General features: G+C 74.4%; 15 protein-coding genes. 3 read left to right on the top strand and 12 right to left on the bottom strand.

The genetic code is table 11. From position 1 onward, the window contains the following. Positions 1-26: 26 nt before the first annotated feature. Positions 27-725: a hypothetical protein gene (locus Aeryth_RS07170; protein ID WP_067856522.1), complete on the top strand. Its 699-nt coding sequence runs from the start codon at positions 27-29 to the stop codon at positions 723-725. On the opposite strand, the gene Aeryth_RS07165 is transcribed toward Aeryth_RS07170, so the two are convergent. The 10 genes from Aeryth_RS07165 to Aeryth_RS07120 form a co-directional block, all read right to left on the bottom strand. Further along, positions 656-2,179, bottom strand: coding sequence for an aspartate ammonia-lyase (locus tag Aeryth_RS07165; RefSeq protein ID WP_083516324.1), 1,524 nt, complete (start codon positions 2,177-2,179; stop codon positions 656-658). The two genes, Aeryth_RS07170 and Aeryth_RS07165, sit on opposite strands and share 70 nt — an antisense overlap. 135 nt (positions 2,180-2,314) lie before the next feature. Further along, the gene (locus tag Aeryth_RS07160) at positions 2,315-3,535 is read right to left on the bottom strand and encodes an MFS transporter (protein ID WP_067856520.1); all 1,221 of its coding nucleotides are present in this window, start codon (positions 3,533-3,535) and stop codon (positions 2,315-2,317) included. After that, on the bottom strand, positions 3,532-4,095 hold the full coding sequence (locus Aeryth_RS07155) for an RBBP9/YdeN family alpha/beta hydrolase (protein WP_067856517.1): 564 nt from the start codon (positions 4,093-4,095) through the stop codon (positions 3,532-3,534). Before Aeryth_RS07155 ends, Aeryth_RS07160 begins: the two co-directional genes overlap by 4 nt. A 10-nt stretch (positions 4,096-4,105) precedes the next feature. Further along, entirely contained in the window at positions 4,106-6,349 is a 2,244-nt protein-coding gene (locus Aeryth_RS17355) for an acyltransferase family protein (RefSeq protein WP_083516323.1), read from the bottom strand. Next, positions 6,346-7,173, bottom strand: coding sequence for a sugar phosphate isomerase/epimerase family protein (locus Aeryth_RS07145; protein ID WP_067856514.1), 828 nt, complete (start codon positions 7,171-7,173; stop codon positions 6,346-6,348). Before Aeryth_RS07145 ends, Aeryth_RS17355 begins: the two co-directional genes overlap by 4 nt. After that, positions 7,170-8,357, bottom strand: coding sequence for an alcohol dehydrogenase catalytic domain-containing protein (locus Aeryth_RS07140; protein ID WP_083516322.1), 1,188 nt, complete (start codon positions 8,355-8,357; stop codon positions 7,170-7,172). Before Aeryth_RS07140 ends, Aeryth_RS07145 begins: the two co-directional genes overlap by 4 nt. Continuing rightward, positions 8,354-9,370 carry an ROK family protein gene (locus Aeryth_RS07135; protein WP_067856507.1) on the bottom strand — a complete coding sequence of 339 codons (1,017 nt, stop codon included), beginning with the start codon at positions 9,368-9,370 and terminating at the stop codon, positions 8,354-8,356. Before Aeryth_RS07135 ends, Aeryth_RS07140 begins: the two co-directional genes overlap by 4 nt. Beyond that, the gene (locus Aeryth_RS07130) at positions 9,367-10,011 is read right to left on the bottom strand and encodes an HAD-IA family hydrolase (protein ID WP_067856504.1); all 645 of its coding nucleotides are present in this window, start codon (positions 10,009-10,011) and stop codon (positions 9,367-9,369) included. Before Aeryth_RS07130 ends, Aeryth_RS07135 begins: the two co-directional genes overlap by 4 nt. After that, the gene (locus tag Aeryth_RS07125; RefSeq protein WP_202967716.1) at positions 10,008-10,688 is read right to left on the bottom strand and encodes an SDR family NAD(P)-dependent oxidoreductase; all 681 of its coding nucleotides are present in this window, start codon (positions 10,686-10,688) and stop codon (positions 10,008-10,010) included. The genes Aeryth_RS07130 and Aeryth_RS07125 overlap by 4 nt, the downstream gene beginning before the upstream one ends. 55 nt (positions 10,689-10,743) lie before the next feature. Then, on the bottom strand, positions 10,744-12,027 hold the full coding sequence (locus Aeryth_RS07120) for a sedoheptulose 7-phosphate cyclase (RefSeq protein WP_083516321.1): 1,284 nt from the start codon (positions 12,025-12,027) through the stop codon (positions 10,744-10,746). A gap of 259 nt (positions 12,028-12,286) precedes the next feature. Between Aeryth_RS07120 and Aeryth_RS07115 the strand changes: the two genes are divergently transcribed. Further along, positions 12,287-12,715: a hypothetical protein gene (locus Aeryth_RS07115; protein ID WP_067856500.1), complete on the top strand. Its 429-nt coding sequence runs from the start codon at positions 12,287-12,289 to the stop codon at positions 12,713-12,715. Beyond that, positions 12,712-13,620, top strand: coding sequence for a zinc-binding dehydrogenase (locus Aeryth_RS07110; protein ID WP_067856498.1), 909 nt, complete (start codon positions 12,712-12,714; stop codon positions 13,618-13,620). Before Aeryth_RS07115 ends, Aeryth_RS07110 begins: the two co-directional genes overlap by 4 nt. Before the next feature lie 8 nt (positions 13,621-13,628). On the opposite strand, the gene Aeryth_RS07105 is transcribed toward Aeryth_RS07110, so the two are convergent. Beyond that, on the bottom strand, positions 13,629-14,753 hold the full coding sequence (locus tag Aeryth_RS07105) for an MAB_1171c family putative transporter (RefSeq protein WP_067856495.1): 1,125 nt from the start codon (positions 14,751-14,753) through the stop codon (positions 13,629-13,631). Then, positions 14,735-15,244: a hypothetical protein gene (locus tag Aeryth_RS07100; RefSeq protein WP_144433710.1), complete on the bottom strand. Its 510-nt coding sequence runs from the start codon at positions 15,242-15,244 to the stop codon at positions 14,735-14,737. Before Aeryth_RS07100 ends, Aeryth_RS07105 begins: the two co-directional genes overlap by 19 nt. Positions 15,245-15,268: the final 24 nt, after the last annotated feature.

The raw sequence follows: 15,268 nt of genomic DNA, 5'->3' as shown, positions 1-15,268 counted from the left end.
CAGCGGCCCGCCTAGGATGGGCCCACATGAGCACCCGACCCGTCCCGGTCCCCGCCACGTGCGAGTCGCTGTACGCCGTCATGACGGCCGAGCCGCTCGAGCACGAGGACCACGTGCCCCTGCCCCACGCCGCGCTGCTGCGCGCGCACGGCACGTCGCCGCAGGGCCTGGAGCGACTGGAGGCCCGGCCCCACCAGCTGGTGCTGCAGAGCCAGGCGCCTGTGGCGGAGGCGGCCGCCGCTGCGCGCGACACCCGCGTGCAGGCGCTCGAGCTGGCAGCCCGCCACGACGGGGTCGTCGTCGAGCTGCTCACGCCCCGCGTCCTGGAGCTGACGAGCGAGGACGTCTCGCTCGCGCACGCCGCCCAGTGGTACGTGCTCGACCACGCGGCCCTGCTCGACGGCGACCTCGTGACCGACGGACTCGCCCAGTTCGGCCTCCCCGACGTGCGGGTGCGGGCCGTCGGGTCCGACGACGTCGTGCGGGCCATGAGCAGCGCCGTGCTCGCCGGCGTCGTGCACCGGCTGATCGCCGAGTGGCCCGAGCACGACCCGGTCGGCGAGGCCACCGTGACCCTGCGCGACATCGCCTACGGCCTGGGCGACGTGCAGGCCTCCGTCACCCCGCACGACCGCGGGGTGCGGATCTCGATCGACTACGTGGCCGACGACCACGTGCTGGCGGTCGAGCTGCTGGACGACCCCGCCACGACGCTGTTCGCCTGAACGTCGGCCTCGGGGCCACGTCGGGGCGTCAGGTTCGCGAGCACCTCGGGCTGCAGGATCGCGCGCAGCTGCTCCGGCGGCAGCAGCTGCTTCTCGAGCACGAGCTCGGCCACCCCGCGTCCGGTCGCCAGGGCCTCCATCGCGACCTCGGTCGCCGCCGTGTAGCCGATGAACGGGTTGAGGGCGGTGACCAGGCCGATGGAGTTCTCGACCTCCTGGCGCAGCAGCGCCTCGTTGGCGGTGATGCCGTCGACGCAGCGGCGCGCGAGCACGAGCATCGCCTCGCGCAGCCGGTAGAGGCCGGCGGACAGCGAGTAGCAGATGACGGGCTCGAAGGCGTTGAGCTGCAGCTGACCGCCCTCGGCGGCCATCGTGACGGTGACGTCCATCCCGATCACCTGGAACGCGACCTGGTTGACCACCTCCGGGATGACCGGGTTGACCTTGCCGGGCATGATGCTCGACCCTGCCTGCACCGCGGGCAGGTTGATCTCGTTCAGGCCCGCGCGGGGGCCCGACGACAGCAGGCGCAGGTCGTTGCAGATCTTGCTGGTCTTCGTCGCGACCCGCTTGAGCGTGCCGGAGAGCTGCACGAACGCGCCGCAGTCCTGCGTGGCCTCGATGAGGTCGACCGCGCTGACCAGCGGCAGTCCCGTGAGCCGGGCGAGGTGCTGCGCCGCGGCGGGCACGTAGCCGGCCGGCGCGTTCAGCTGCGTGCCGATGGCGGTCGCGCCGAGGTTGATCTCGTGCAGCATCGCGACGGCCTCGGTGAGCCTGCTGTGGTCCTCCCCCAGCATGACGGCGTACGTACCGAACTCCTGCCCGAGCGTCATCGGGACGGCGTCCTGCAGCTGCGTACGACCCATCTTGAGGACGTCGCGGAACTCCTCGGCCTTGCGGACGAAGGAGTCCTGCAGCACCACCATCGCGTCGAGCAGCGCGTGGGTGGCCAGGATGATCGCGATCTTCACCGCCGTCGGGTAGACGTCGTTGGTCGACTGGCTGAGGTTGACGTGCTCGTTCGGGTGCAGGAAGCCGTAGTCGCCGCGCGGGCGGCCCAGGATCTCCAGCGCCCGGTTGGCGATCACCTCGTTCGCGTTCATGTTCGTCGACGTGCCCGCCCCGCCCTGCATCACGTCGACGACGAACTCGCCGCGCAGGGAGCCGGCCCGGATCTCCTCGCAGGCCTGCTCGATGGCGCGGAAGCGCTGCGTGTCGAGCAGCCCGAGCTCGTGGTTCGTGGTCGCCGCCGCCTGCTTGACCGCGGCGAGCGCCTCCACCAGGAAGGGGCTCTGCCCGATCGGGATGCCCGTGATCGGGAAGTTCTCGGTCGCGCGCAGCGTGTGGACACCCCAGTACGCGTCGGCCGGGACGTCGCGGTCGCCGATCAGGTCGTGCTCGCGTCGCGTCGCGGTGGTCGGGGCGGCGCCGTCGGGGCCGGTCGAGAGGGTCATGGCTTCCTTCCGTCACGCGCGGGCCCAGGGTGTGGCCCGTCGGCGTTCCTGTGGGTGGTCGGCGCGCGGGATCACCGGGCGCGTGACCGTGGTCACATCCATCTCACCACATCACGACGGGCCGGTGCGGCACGGTCAGGCGCGCGTCCCGACGGTCGTCCTCGGGGCGTAGACGTCGCGCCGCAGGAGGGTCAGGGCGAGGGCGACGGCGCACGCCGACGCCGACACGACGGGCAGCACCTCGACGTCGATCCCGACGAGCAGCGCACCGAGTCCCGACCCGGTGGCGATCCCCACCTGGAAGCAGGTCACGTAGACCGCCGACGCGGTGTCGACCCGGTCACCGGCGAGGCGCATGACGCCGGCCTGGTAGCAGGGGCCGATGGCGGCGAAGGCAGCTCCCCAGACCGCCACGGCCGCGAAGAGCACCAGACCCACCAGCACGGAGGAGCCGGCGCCGAGGCCGAGGGCGGCGGCCAGGCCCGCGGTCCCCACGAGCATGGCCGCAACCGCGGTCACGGTGGTGCCCACCGGACGGACGTCGAGCACCCGGCCGACGACCAGCGTCGCCGCCGCTCCGGCCACGCCGAACCCGGCGAGCAGCAGGGGCACGTCGACGCCGTCCAGGGCCCGGCGCGCGATCGGCGCGACGTACGTGAACGACGTGAAGTGGGCCGACACGACCACGACGGCGAGGGCGTAGAGCACCACCAACGGTCCGGCGGCCGGACCGAGCAGACGGCCCAGCCCGCGCTCGCTCCCCGCCTGGTCGAGCGGGTCGGCGGCCACCGAAGGGGCCGGTGTCGACGGCTCGGCCGGCAGCGTCAGGACGAGGCCCACGAGCGTGAGTGCCACGAGCGCGGCGAGACCGCCGGCCGCCACGCGCCAGTCCGTGGCCTCCCCCACGAACGTGGCCAGGGGCGAGCCGACGACCGAGGCCGCCGTCGCGCCACCGAACACCGCGGCCGTCGCCATGCCCGCACGCTCGCGCGGCACGAGCGACGCCGCGGCCGGGGCCACGAGCGACCAGAGGATGCCGTGGGTCAGCGCCGCGAGCACCCGACTCAGCACCATCGCCGCGTAGCTGGTCGCGACGGTCGCCACGACGGCGGCGACGAGCAGCACGGCCAGGGCGCCCTGGACCGCCCGGGCCCGGGGCCACCTCGCCACCAGGCGGACGCCCGGGATGGTGCACAGCCCCGCCACGACCGCGTACCCGCTGACGAGCAGCCCGACCCGCCCTTGGGAGACGTCGAGGTCCTCCGCGATGTCGCCGATCAGGCCCACGGGGAGCAGCTCGAAGGTGACGTAGACGAACGTCGCCACGCCGAGCAGGCCGAGCCGCAGCGCGGTCACCGCGTGAGGTCCTCGACGGCCTCCAGGACCTCGGCCAGCTCCGTGAAGCCCTCGTCGGCGAGGAAGTGACCGCCGCCCGGGACCTCGCGGGTGCGCGCGCCGAGCTGTGCGGCCAGCGCCTTCGACGCCTCGGGAGGGACGATCGAGTCGTCGTCGGAGTAGATGCCGACGCGCGCGTCGACCGCCTCGCAGACCCGCGCGACGTCCGCCGGGTCGAGCGGCTCGGCGAGGTAGTCGTCGAGCTCGGGGACCGCGGCGATCGGCCCCTGGAAACCCGAGACGGCGACGAGGCCCCGCAGGCGCCAGGGCGCGGGGCGCGCGGCGAGCCAGCGCAGCACGGTGACCGTGCCGAGGCTGTGGGTCACGAGCAGCGTCTCCTCGTCGACGTCGCCGACGCGCTCGTCGAGGGTGCGCTCCCACGCGTCGCGCGACGGGTTCGTGGAGTCGGGCATGGGCACGACCTCCACGACGTGGCCCTCGGCGCGCAGCTTCTCGGCGAGCCAGGGGAACCAGTGGTCGTGCGGGGCGGCGGAGTAGCCGTGGACGACGTAGATCTTCATGAGGTCCTCCTCAGGACAGGTCGGTGGTGGGGTGGGTCATGAAGTCGAGCAGCACCTTGGGCCTCACCCGCAGGGGGTCGGCCAGGCGTTCGTAGGCGGACCGCACGTCCTCCAGCGGTACCACCCGGTCGACCATCGCGTCGAGGTCGACGTGCCCGGCGACCACCAGGTCGACGAGCTCCTCCCAGTGCCCGACGCCGGACAGGACGCCGACGACGCTCAGGTCACGGACGACGAGGTCGGCGACCGGGACGCCGTCGACGGCGTGGTGCGGGGTGCCGAGCTGCGCCACCCGACCGCCGGACGCGGCCAGCCCGATGGCCGACACCAGCCCCACGGTCGAGCCCGAGGCCTCGACGACGACGTCGAAGGACTCGCCGTGCGACCCGTCCGGGCGCTCGACGGCGACGAGCCCGAGGCTGGCCGCGAGCTCGCGCGCCTCCTTGCGCGGCTCGACGACGAGCACGTCGGCGCCTCGTGCGCGGGCGGCCTGGGCGGCCACGAGACCCAGGGTCCCCGCGCCGACGACAGCCACCCGGTCGACCGCGCGGACGTCGACGCGGTGCATCGCGTGGACGGCGGCGGACGCCGGCTCCAGCAGCGCCGCCGAGGTGTCCGAGAGCGCGTCGGGCACGGCCACCACGGTCGAGACCGGCACGACGACGAGGTCCGCCGCGGCACCAGGGCCGTCTCCGAGCACGCCGATCTCGCGGCGCTCGGGGCAGTGCGTGATCCGTCGCGCCGCGCAGTGCTCGCAGCGCCCGCAGGCCCTGATGTTGTGCCCGGCGACGCGGCGTCCGACCCAGGCGTCGTCCACGTCCGCGCCGACGGCGACGACCTCGCCGGTCCACTCGTGGCCGGGTACGAAGGGATACGAGGCGAGCCCGTCGTGCAGGTAGGAGCTGCTGCCGTCGTAGAAGCCCAGGTCGGTGCCGCACAGGCCCAGCAGGCGCACCCGCACCAGGAGGTCGCCCTGCCCCGGCACCGGGGCGGGGCGCTGCACGAGCGTCACCTCCCGCGGTCCCGGGAGCAGGACGCTGCGGACGGACGTCGGTCCGATCGGCTCGCCCGACGCCCGCACGGCCGGCGACTCGATGCTGCGGCGAGGACGCAGGCCGCGCACGGTCCGGCCGCCGTAGGCGCGGACCAGGGGCATCTCGACCCAGTGGTACAGCGCTCCGGCGCCGAGGACCGTGAGCGCGACCGCACCCAGCAGGTACGCGACCGCTGCCGCGACGGAGTCGGTGGGTCCGTGCAGCACGTGCACGTCCAGCGCGTCGAGGACGATGAAGTGCAGCAGGTAGAACGCGAAGGAGACCTCACCGAGCCAGCGCAGCGGCCTGGCACGCCACACCGAGGGTCGACCGGCCAGGTCGCGCTGGGCGGCCGCGGCGATGATCAGCGCGCAGGGCACGACCAGCACGGCGCGCTGCGCGAGCAGGACGGGCGCGGACAGCGCGAGCACGTAGGCCCCGGCCAGGGCGGCGAAGGACCAGCGCAGGGACAGCCGCGGGAGCGCGTCGCCACGCACCAGCACCGCGAGCGCCATGCCCACGCCGAAGTCGGGGAGTCGGGTCAGCGGCAGCACGTAGGCGAACCAGTACTGCAGGCCCGAGACGTCGGGCTCGTTCGAGAGCCGCTGGCTCCCCTCCGGCAGGAGGGTCGCCACGAGCGGCACGGCCACGACGGCCAGCACCGACACGGCGAGCACGGTGGCGGCCCGTCGGGTCCCCCGGCCGACCACCAGGCCGACGAGGAGGGGGAAGGTGAGGTAGAAGAAGGCCTCCGTCGCGAGCGACCAGCCCGGCGCCAGCACGGAGAAGTTGAGCGGGTAGTCGGGCGGCCAGACCTGCGTCATGGTCAGGTAGGACGCCAGGTCGCGCCACGGCACCGACCCCGCGTGCATCACCAGCACGGCGAGCAGCGCGGTGACGTAGTACAGCGGCAGGATCTTGACGAACCGTCGGCGGTAGAACGACGCGGGACGGTCACCGGCGCTCGCCGACCACGTCAGGACGAAGCCGCTGAGCAGGAAGAAGAACGTGACGCCGAGGCCGCCCGCCTGGGAGAGCCAGTGGTAGTAGCCCTCCTGGACCCCGCGGTCGGCGAACAACGGCAGCTCGGGCAGCGCGCTGTGGAACAGCAGCACGGCGAGCGCCGCGGGGAAGCGCAGTCCGGTGAGCGAGTCCAGGCGGACTCCTGGGCGCGGACGCTCCTGGGCGGCTCGGGCGTCGAGCAGGGCGGTGGCGGTCATCGTGACGCTCCTTGGGTCGGGCGGGTGCGCCGGAGGGTCGGCGGGTCGAGGGTCGCTCCGGCGAGAGAGTGCCGGCGGGCGGCGGCGCGGTCGTAGGCGGCGGCGACGTCGGCGGCCAGCAGGTCGGGGCGACCGCGATAGTCGTTCTCGAGCAGGACGTCACCGTCGCCGACCTGCGCGAGGATCGTGCGGGTGCGGGCCGCGACCTCGTCGGCTCGCACGTCCGTCGGTACCTTCACGTGGACCGAGGGCGCCAGCACGCCGTGCGCGCGGCAGGTGTCGACGAAGGCGAACGGGTCGCGGCCGGCGTCGAGCAGGTTGCCGGTGTCGGCGACCACGCGGACGGTCGACGCGCCGGTGGCCGAGACCAGCGCGACGGCATCGGCGGCGTCGAGCGTCGACTCGGTCAGCACGAGCAGGTCGGCCCCGCCCTCGCCCGCGCAGCGCGCCAGCACCTCCGCCGTCGCGTCGCGCGACGGCGCGTCGACGATCGCGCTCGCCCGGAAGCTGGGCACGTGGACCGCAGAGACCCCGTGGCGGCGGGCGAGCCCGACCGTGGCGAGCAACAGGTCGAGGCACTCCGGCGTCGGACGCCCGTCGCGGTGCAGACCGAGGTCGTTCGCGCGGTTGACCGCGAGGGCGTCGACGACGACGCCCAGACGGCACAGCTCGGCGAGCACCGCGTCGTCGAGGACCGGACCGCGACCGGGCCCGCCGACGTCGAGCTGCACGTGCCGGGTCCCCGCCGCGAGCACGCCGACCACGGCCTCCCGGTGGTCGGGGGCGACCCGCCACTGGGCCACGGCCACGACGCCCGCGCTCACCGCGAGATCCTCATGGCGAGCTTCAGGACCGGTCGACCGTCGACGTGTCGGTCGCCGTCGACCATGGCACGGATCGCGCGGACGGCGTCGTCGAGCGTCACGTGGTGCGTCACAAGGTCGGCCCAGGCCGTCGGGTCGCCGGACACCACGTGGGCCGCCCGCTGGAGCGTGGCCGGGGCGACGCCGCGGTGGCCCACGAAGGTCACCGGTGCCGCGCCTCGGCGGCCCACCGTGCGAGCGACCGGCACGACGGGACGCCCGGCGCGGTTGCGCGCTCGCAGCGCAGCGAGGTCGACGACGTCCTCGACGCCGTTCCAGCGCACCGGCCCAGCGGGCAGGCCCGCGTGCAGGTCGATCGTCAGAGCAGCGCGGCACAGTCCCACCAGCGCAGCCACGGCCTGGAGCGATGCCGTGCGCGGGGTGGCGACGACGGCGGTCACGGGACCTGTGAGCCCGACCAGGACGGCCGGGAGGTCCTGGTCGTCCGCGGCGAGGGCCAGCGTGCCCGGCTCCGGCAGGAGCGGCGGCTCGCCGGGGCGGTGCACGTGGAGGACCCGCAGGTCGGGACGGCGGTGCCGCCACCACCGCACAGCCAGGCGGCCGACCACCCCGCCACCCCAGACCACGAGCGTCGACGGTGCGCCGGCGGCCACGTCGGTCGCGACCCGGTACCCCTCCAGCACGGACGACAGCGGCTCGGCGAGCGCGGCCACGACGGCCGCGTCGTGGTCGGGGCCGGCCGGTGTGGCGGGCCCGGGGCCGGGTGCCCGCACCACGAGCCCGTCGCGCACGGCCGTGGCCGGCACGACCACGCGCTCCGCCCAGAGACCGGCCACGTTGTGGCCGAGCAGGAACGTGTCGTCCCTCGGGTGAGTCGGGTCGACGAGCACGCGCTCCCCGACGCGAGGTGCAGGTCCGGCGACGGCCGGTCCGACGGCGACGACGCGAGCGACCCCCTCGTGCCCGAGCACCTCGGCGGGGTCGGCGCGGAGCCCGCGCAGGATCTGCAGGTCGGTGCCGCACACGCCCACGACCTCCGGGGCCAGCAGCAGCTCACCCGGTCCGGGCGTGGGGGTCGGAAGGCTGTGCAGCCGCAGGCCGGCGGGCGTGCGGACGAGGGCGCGGTGCCGCTCGACGCGCACCAGTGCCGCGGGGCGCCCCGACGCGACGGCTCCCCTGGTCATCGGACCGCCTCCGCTGCTCCGGACACGGCTGCGGCGGCGCCGGCCAGCAGGTCGACGTCACCCGGCACGCAGCACCGCAGGTGCTCGTCGAACCACGCGTCGTCCCGCGGCGGGTCGGCGTACGACGCGGGCACGGCCAGCAGCCCGCGGAGCGTGTGCTCGTAGACGGCGCCGAGTCCCTCGACCACACCGCCGCCGAGGGCCAGCAGGTCGAGGTGCGGGTCGAGGGTCCACAGGGTGCGGACCAGCGCCGCGACCGGGGCCACGGCGGAGCGGAGGACCCCCTGGGCCCAGTCCTCCCCTGCGCCGAGGCCCGCGCGAAGCCTGGCGACCGGGTCCGACGTGGCACCCGCGCGCTGCACGACCAGCCGCGCGATGCCCGGACCGGAGGAGATCGCGGCGAGGTGGGCCGCTCCCCCGCACTCGCAGCGCAGGCGCAGCAGGTCGGCGTCCTCGGCGTCGACCTGGGCCACGAGGTGGCCGACCTCGCCCTGCAGCCCGCGTTCGTCGATCTCGATCCGTGCGCGCGGGACGTCGAGACACCGGTAAGCAATGCCGCTGCTGACGGTCAGGTAGCCCACGTGCCGCACCCCTGCGGGTGCGTGACGCACGGCGAGGTCGGTGACGGCCGCCGTGACGTCGTTGACGAGGTGCCAGGCGACATCGGGACGGCGTCGGGCGAGCGCGGCGCCCAGATCGACGGGGTCGTCGGCCGCCCCCCACAGCGGCGCCGAGCCGTGCACGATGCCGGTGCGCTCGTCGAGGGCGGCGCCGAGCGAGACCGCCACGCACGCACCCGGCGGCGCGAGACGGGCGAGCAGCGCGACGAGGTCGTCCCGCAGCACCGCCACCGGGACTCCAGGGCGCCGCAGGATGCTCGGTGTGGGCACGCGCTCGGTGGGTGCGCCGTCCTCCAGGGGCCGGCTCCTCGTCCAGGTGCCGCCGACGTCGACGGCGAACGTCGCGGTCGCTCGCGTGCGTGCCGTAGGGCCGCGGGTGTCGAGCGCCGTCACGACGGGACCCTCGTGGCGGCGACGGCGCCGGGGACGTCGGGACCGCTGAGGTCCACGACACGTGGCAGCGTCCCGTCGTGGGACGACAGCGTGCCGACCACGACCGTGCGCGCGCCGCTCGCGACCGCGGCCCGGACCCCCGCCTCCGAGTCCTCGAAGGCGACGCACGCGTCGACGGGGACGCCGAGGAGCCGTGCAGCCAGCAGGTAGCCCTCCGGGTCGGGCTTGGGCCGTGCCACGTCGTCGGCCGTCACGAGGACGGCAGGACGCGGGACGCCGGCGGCGTCCAGGCGCCGCTCGGCGAGACGTCGGCCGGCCGAGGTGACGACGGCCCACCGGTCCTCGGGCAGCCCGGCGACGAGGGCCGCCGCGCCCGGGACCTCGACGATGCCGTCGACGGTCTCCTCCTCCAGGGCGGCCAGCCGGATCGCCTCGTCGGCAGCCACGTCGGCGTCCTCGAGGAAGTGGGCGGTCGTGCTGGCCGTCGGACGACCGTGCGCGTAGGCCAGCACCTCCTCCACGTCGAGGCCGTGCCGCCGGCTGAAGTCGGCCCAGGTCCGCTCGACCACCGACGTGGAGTCCACGAGCGTGCCGTCCATGTCGAACAGGTACGCGTCCGCCTCCGCGTGCCGCACGCTCATGCCGACACCCCCGCCGGTCGGCTCTGCGACGTCGGCAGCGTGTCGCCGAGCGGACGGTAGGCGCCGCCGTGGTCCACCACGAGGACCTCACCGGCGAGGTCGGCGGCACGTCGCTCCACGAGGTCGCGGGCGAGCGGGCCGAAGTCGTCACCCGTCATGTAGTCGGCGTAGTCGAAGTCGTCCGGGCGGCGCGCCCTGATGCCCGGCGAGTCCACCATCTGCGCCGGCAGTGCCTGGACGACGCGCACGACGTCCGGGTCCTCCTCCTGCGCGAGCGACTCGACCAGCCCACGGGCCGCGGCTTTCGTGGCCGCGTAGCCGGCCCGCAGCGGGCCCGCGTTGTAGACGACCTCCGAGGAGATGCTGAGCACGACCGAGGGCGCCGCACGTCGCAGGGCGGGCAGCAGGCTGTGCAGCGCCAGCCACAGCCCGTGCACGTTGATGCGCCACTGGTCCTCCCAGTCGCGCTCGGTGGTCTCGGCGAACGGCGCACGTCCGGCGGTGAAGTAGACGGCCGAGTAGCAGAGCAGGTCGACCTCGTCGGGCAGCGAGCGCAGGACGACGCGCGCGGCGTCGGGATCGGCGAGGTCGACCGCGACGTGCTCCAGCAGCTCGGCCCCGGGCCCACCGGACGGGACCGGTTGAGCGTCAGCACCCGGCAGCCGGCAGCGGCCCACGCGTCGGCGACGCCGCGACCGACGCCGGTGGAGCCGCCCACGACCACGGCCGTCGTCATCGCGTCTCCTGCGCGTGGTCCCGGGAGCGCGAGCGCAGCAGCTCCAGCGCCCTCTGCAGCTCGGCGTCGGTGACGTCGTTGACGAAGCGGTGGCCCCCGATCCCGACGGGCAGGGGTAGCCGCTGCTGGCCGTCGCGGTGGCGCACGGTGTCGCGCAGGGCGGACGCCAGCAGCCCCGGCTCGGCCAGCACGTCGTCCCAGGTGGGCAGTCCCAGCTGGCGCATGACGGCGAGGACCCGCGCCGACTGCTCGATCGAGACGTAGCCGCGGAGCTCGCCGATCACGGTGGTCAGCGCCATGTCGACGGCAACGGCCTCGCCGTGAAGCAGGGAGGGGAGCGCGCGCATCTCGATGACCGGGCTGAAGGTGTGCCCGTAGTCGACGCAGCGCTCGAGGGTGGACTCCCAGAGGTTGGGCTGCAGCTCCTCCAGCATCAGGTGGATCGACTCGGCCACGACGGTCGCGGCCGCGGCGTCGAGCTCCGGCGTGCTGCCCAGCAGCCGGTCCTCGAGCAGGTCGCGACCCGAGCGCTCGAGCAGCTCGAACAGCTCTGCCGACTTCATCAGGGCGACCTTGAGCACCTCCGCGAGGCCGTTGGACACGTGCCGCGGGTCGAGGGTGCTGAGCCAGGTGCGGTCCAGGAACGTCGCCTTGGCCGCCGCGTAGGTCCCGACCCGGTTCTTGCCGGCCGCGTAGTTCACCCCCGTCTTGACCCCGACACCGGCGTCCACGAGACCGATCAGCGTGGTCGGGATGCGCAGGTACGGCGTGCCGCGCCGGTACAGGCTGGCCGCGAAGCCGACCACGTCGGTCAGCACACCCCCGCCGACCGCGAGCACCGGCTCACGGCGCCGGTCGATCCCGAAGGCGTTCATGGCGTCGATCACCGCCGAGACGGAGTCCCACTGCTTGACCTCCTCGTCCGCGCGCAGGGCGACGATCGTCGCGGCGACGTCGTGGGCGTCGAACCAGGTACGGATCCGGTCGCCGTGCAGGGCGTCGACCGCGCTGTCGACGACCACGAGTCTGCGCTCCCCCGCGGCCATGGGCGCGTCGGCGCAGCCGTCGAGCAGCGTCGTGTTGTCGACGTCGAACAGGCCCTGGGACCGCACGACGTGGTAGCGGACCTGTTGCACCGCCTCGACCGTCCACGACGCGTCGGCTCCGAGCCGTGGCGTGCGGGTCGGGTCGGGGACGGCGGTCGAGGGCGACGGGAGGTCGCCCCGCGTGCGGTGGACGTGGTGGTGGAGCCCCTGGGTGAGGGCCGTGGCGCTGCGCATCGGTGCTCCTGCTCCGGCCCGAGGGCCCGTGGTCGTGGCGTCGGTTGGTGGTGGTGCGCTGCCGCCCTGCAGAGATCTGCGGGCGACCACACCCGGTCAGTTCATCGTCGTGTGTGCCACTATAGTGGCACACAGCAGTTATGGATGGCGAGTGTGATACTGTCAACACAGGAACGCCACTCCCTGTCGTTCCCCCACCGTGTCCCCGCCGCTGTCCCCGCCGCTGTCCCCACGGCGACCTCTCACCCCGGGAGTGACCATGTCGACCCTCGCCGAACGCCTGAACGCCTGGTTCGCCGACGCCGCCACGCGCGATCCCGTCGGTCGCATGCGCGAGCCCTCCACCGCCGAGGTCGCCCAGGCCATCAGCGAGAGCCCCGAGCACGACGTCACCATCTCGCGCAGCTACCTCGCGGCGCTGCGCAGCGGCGCGCAGACCAACCCCACGGTCTCCGTCCTCTCCGCGCTCGTGCACTACTTCAAGCCGCGCGCGGCGTCGCTGCCCATCTCGATGGCCGCCCTCACCGGCGAGGAGGAGGACGACGCCGGTTGGGCGCAGGCGCTGGCGGACCGCCAGGTGCGCTCGATCGCCATGCGCGCCGGCGAGCTCACGCCGGAGGCACGCAGCCAGCTCCTCACCATCATGGACGCGCTCGACGCGTCCCGACGCGAGACCGGTCAGCCGTGAGGGCCGTGGGCTTCCACGCCCCCGGCGGCCCCGAGGTCGTCGAGGTGCTCGACGTCCCCGAGCCCGACCGGGACGACCTGCTGGTCGTCGACGTCGCCGGCGCGGCGGTCAACCCGGTCGACCTCGCCACCCGCTCGGGCCAGATCCCGACGGAGGGCACCACGCTGCTGGGCTGGGACCTCGCCGGCACCGTGCTCCGCGCGCCGCACGGGTCGGGGTTCGCGGCCGGCGACCGCGTGGCGGCGATGACCGCACCCCTGGGCACCGGGATCGCCTCGATGGCCGAGCGTGTTGCGCTCGACCCCGCCTTCGCCGTCGCGGTGCCGGCGTCGCTCGACCTGCTGGTCGCCGCCGCGCTCCCGCTCGCTGGCGTGACCGCCGTCCAGACGCTGCGCCTCGCCGGCCTGGGCGCGGAGGACCGCGTGCTGCTCGTGGGCGCCCAGGGCAGCGTCGGCTCCCACGTGGCCGGTCGGCTCCTCGCACGGCAGGGACCTACCGACCTCGTGGTCCGACCGGGCGACGCGGACGTGTGGGCCGTGCGCCTCGAGCAGTCCGAGGCCCTCGGCACCGTGCGCACGAGCCCGGACACGATCGGTCCCGGCACCTACGACGTCGTGATCGACACCGCGGGCGTCCCGACGCTGGTGGACGCGGTACGCGAGGGTGGTCGCTTCGTGACCATCACGCCGTTCAGCGCCCCCACGCCTGAGGACCACCCCAGCGTCGACGTGCGGCTCACGAGCGTCGAGATCTCGCGCGAGGACCTCCAGGACGTCGTCGCCCGCGCGGCGAGCGGCGCGGGCGTGCTCCCCGACGTCGAGAGCCTCCCGCTCGAGGCGGCCGGCCGGGCACACGCGCGACTCGAGGCAGGCGGCGTCCGCGGCAAGCTCGTGCTCGTGCCCTGACCTCTGGGTCACCGGGCCAGGGCCGGCGCCCGGCTCCGCAGCGAGCGCAGGGCGCTCGAGAGACGCACGAGGGCGTCGACGTCGTCCTCGTACCTCTCGTGCACGCCCCAGACCACCGGCTCCCCCACGGGAGCTCCTCGCAGCACGGCGTCGAGCGCCTGGGCAGCCTCGGCTGGTCCTGCCGAGTCCTCCGGCGCCCCCGGCACCAGCGCCCCCACGCGGACCAGCCCGTCACGGCACTCGACGTAGCGCCGGTAGGTCGCGAGGGCGTAGCCCGTCGCGACCGCCGGGCCGCGGTAGGTGAGCCCGTCGAGGACGAGGTCGGGATGGATCTCGACCAGACGGGTCCAGAGCTCCCGCAGTCCGCGGCAGCGACGGCGGTGCCCGCGCACCTCGCCCAGCATCGCCACGACGCTGCGCACGGCCGGGAGGCTCATGCCCACGCACACCACGATCGTCGCCACGAGGGCGAAGGCGAGCACGTCCTGGTCGTCGAAGACCTCCTCGCCCGGTCGGGTCGCGACGACGTCGACCCACACCAACCGTGCCACGCAGCTGAGCGCCAGTCCCGCGAGGCCGACCGCGATCGTCGCCAGGGCCACCCGCACCACGCCGGCGGAGCGCCGGGTCTGGCGCCCGGCGAGCACGGCGCAGGCCGCGTAGCCCGCCAGGAGATAGGTGTTGCCGACGTTGTAGAAGGCGCGGACGTGCTCGTCCTGCAGGAACGGGGCCGCGAGGGTGTGGTTGCGCAGCGACGGGTCGATGCCTGCCGTCACGACGAGCAGGCCGCCGACGCAGGCGACGCACAGCAGGACCTCCCAGCGGCGCAGGGCGCGCGCCCCGACGAGCGGCCGTTCGCGCAGGAAGGCGATCATCAGGCACAGCCCCACCAGGATCAGCACGTTGTAGGTGAGCTTCGTGGCGCCGACCGTCGTCCTGGCGTCCACGACCGCGATGACCGGCGGGCGGGAGAGCAGGTTGCCCAGCCCCAGCAGCAGCATCGAGGCGAACAGCGTGAGTCGCATGGGGTCCCGGAAGCTCTGGCGCGCGAGCGCGGGCAAGGTCCAGGCCGCGCCCACCAGCAGGGTCACGACGGCCACCCATCCGAGGTCGTTCACGACCAGCCGTCCCACAGCACGAGGCTGCTCTGCACGGACCGTCCGCCGACCTGCGCCACGTGGTCCAGGCGGCGGGTCATCGACAGCGCCCGGTGCATGATGGTCGACGCGATGACCTCGGCGTCGCGTTCGTCGCGAGCGGTGTAGGAGGTCCTGAGCAGGGGCTGCGGCAGGGCCACGCCGTCGAGGTCCTGAGCCACGATGTGGCCGACCTCGTGCAGGATGATGTGTGCCTGGTGGGCCCGCGAGGTGCGCGACTGGAAGACGATGACGTCCTCGTCCACGCGCGAGACGAGCATCCCCGACGGCCCCGTCGGCTCGAGCTCCCACTCCAGGAGGGCGATGGGCGTCCCCCGCAGCTGACCCAGCCGCTCGCACAGCAGCCCGACCTCGAGGGGAAGCGGGAGGTCGAGCCGGCGCAGGAGACCCCGCAGGTGACGACGCAGGCGTGCGTCGCGCAGCCGTGAGCGGACTGCCCGCACCACTGCCGTCGACGCGTCCTTCACCCTCGTCCCCCAGACGTCTCGTGG

The sequence above is a fragment of the Aeromicrobium erythreum genome (genome assembly GCF_001509405.1).
Taxonomy (GTDB): domain Bacteria; phylum Actinomycetota; class Actinomycetes; order Propionibacteriales; family Nocardioidaceae; genus Aeromicrobium; species Aeromicrobium erythreum.
This window is presented reverse-complemented; position numbering and strand designations above follow the sequence as displayed.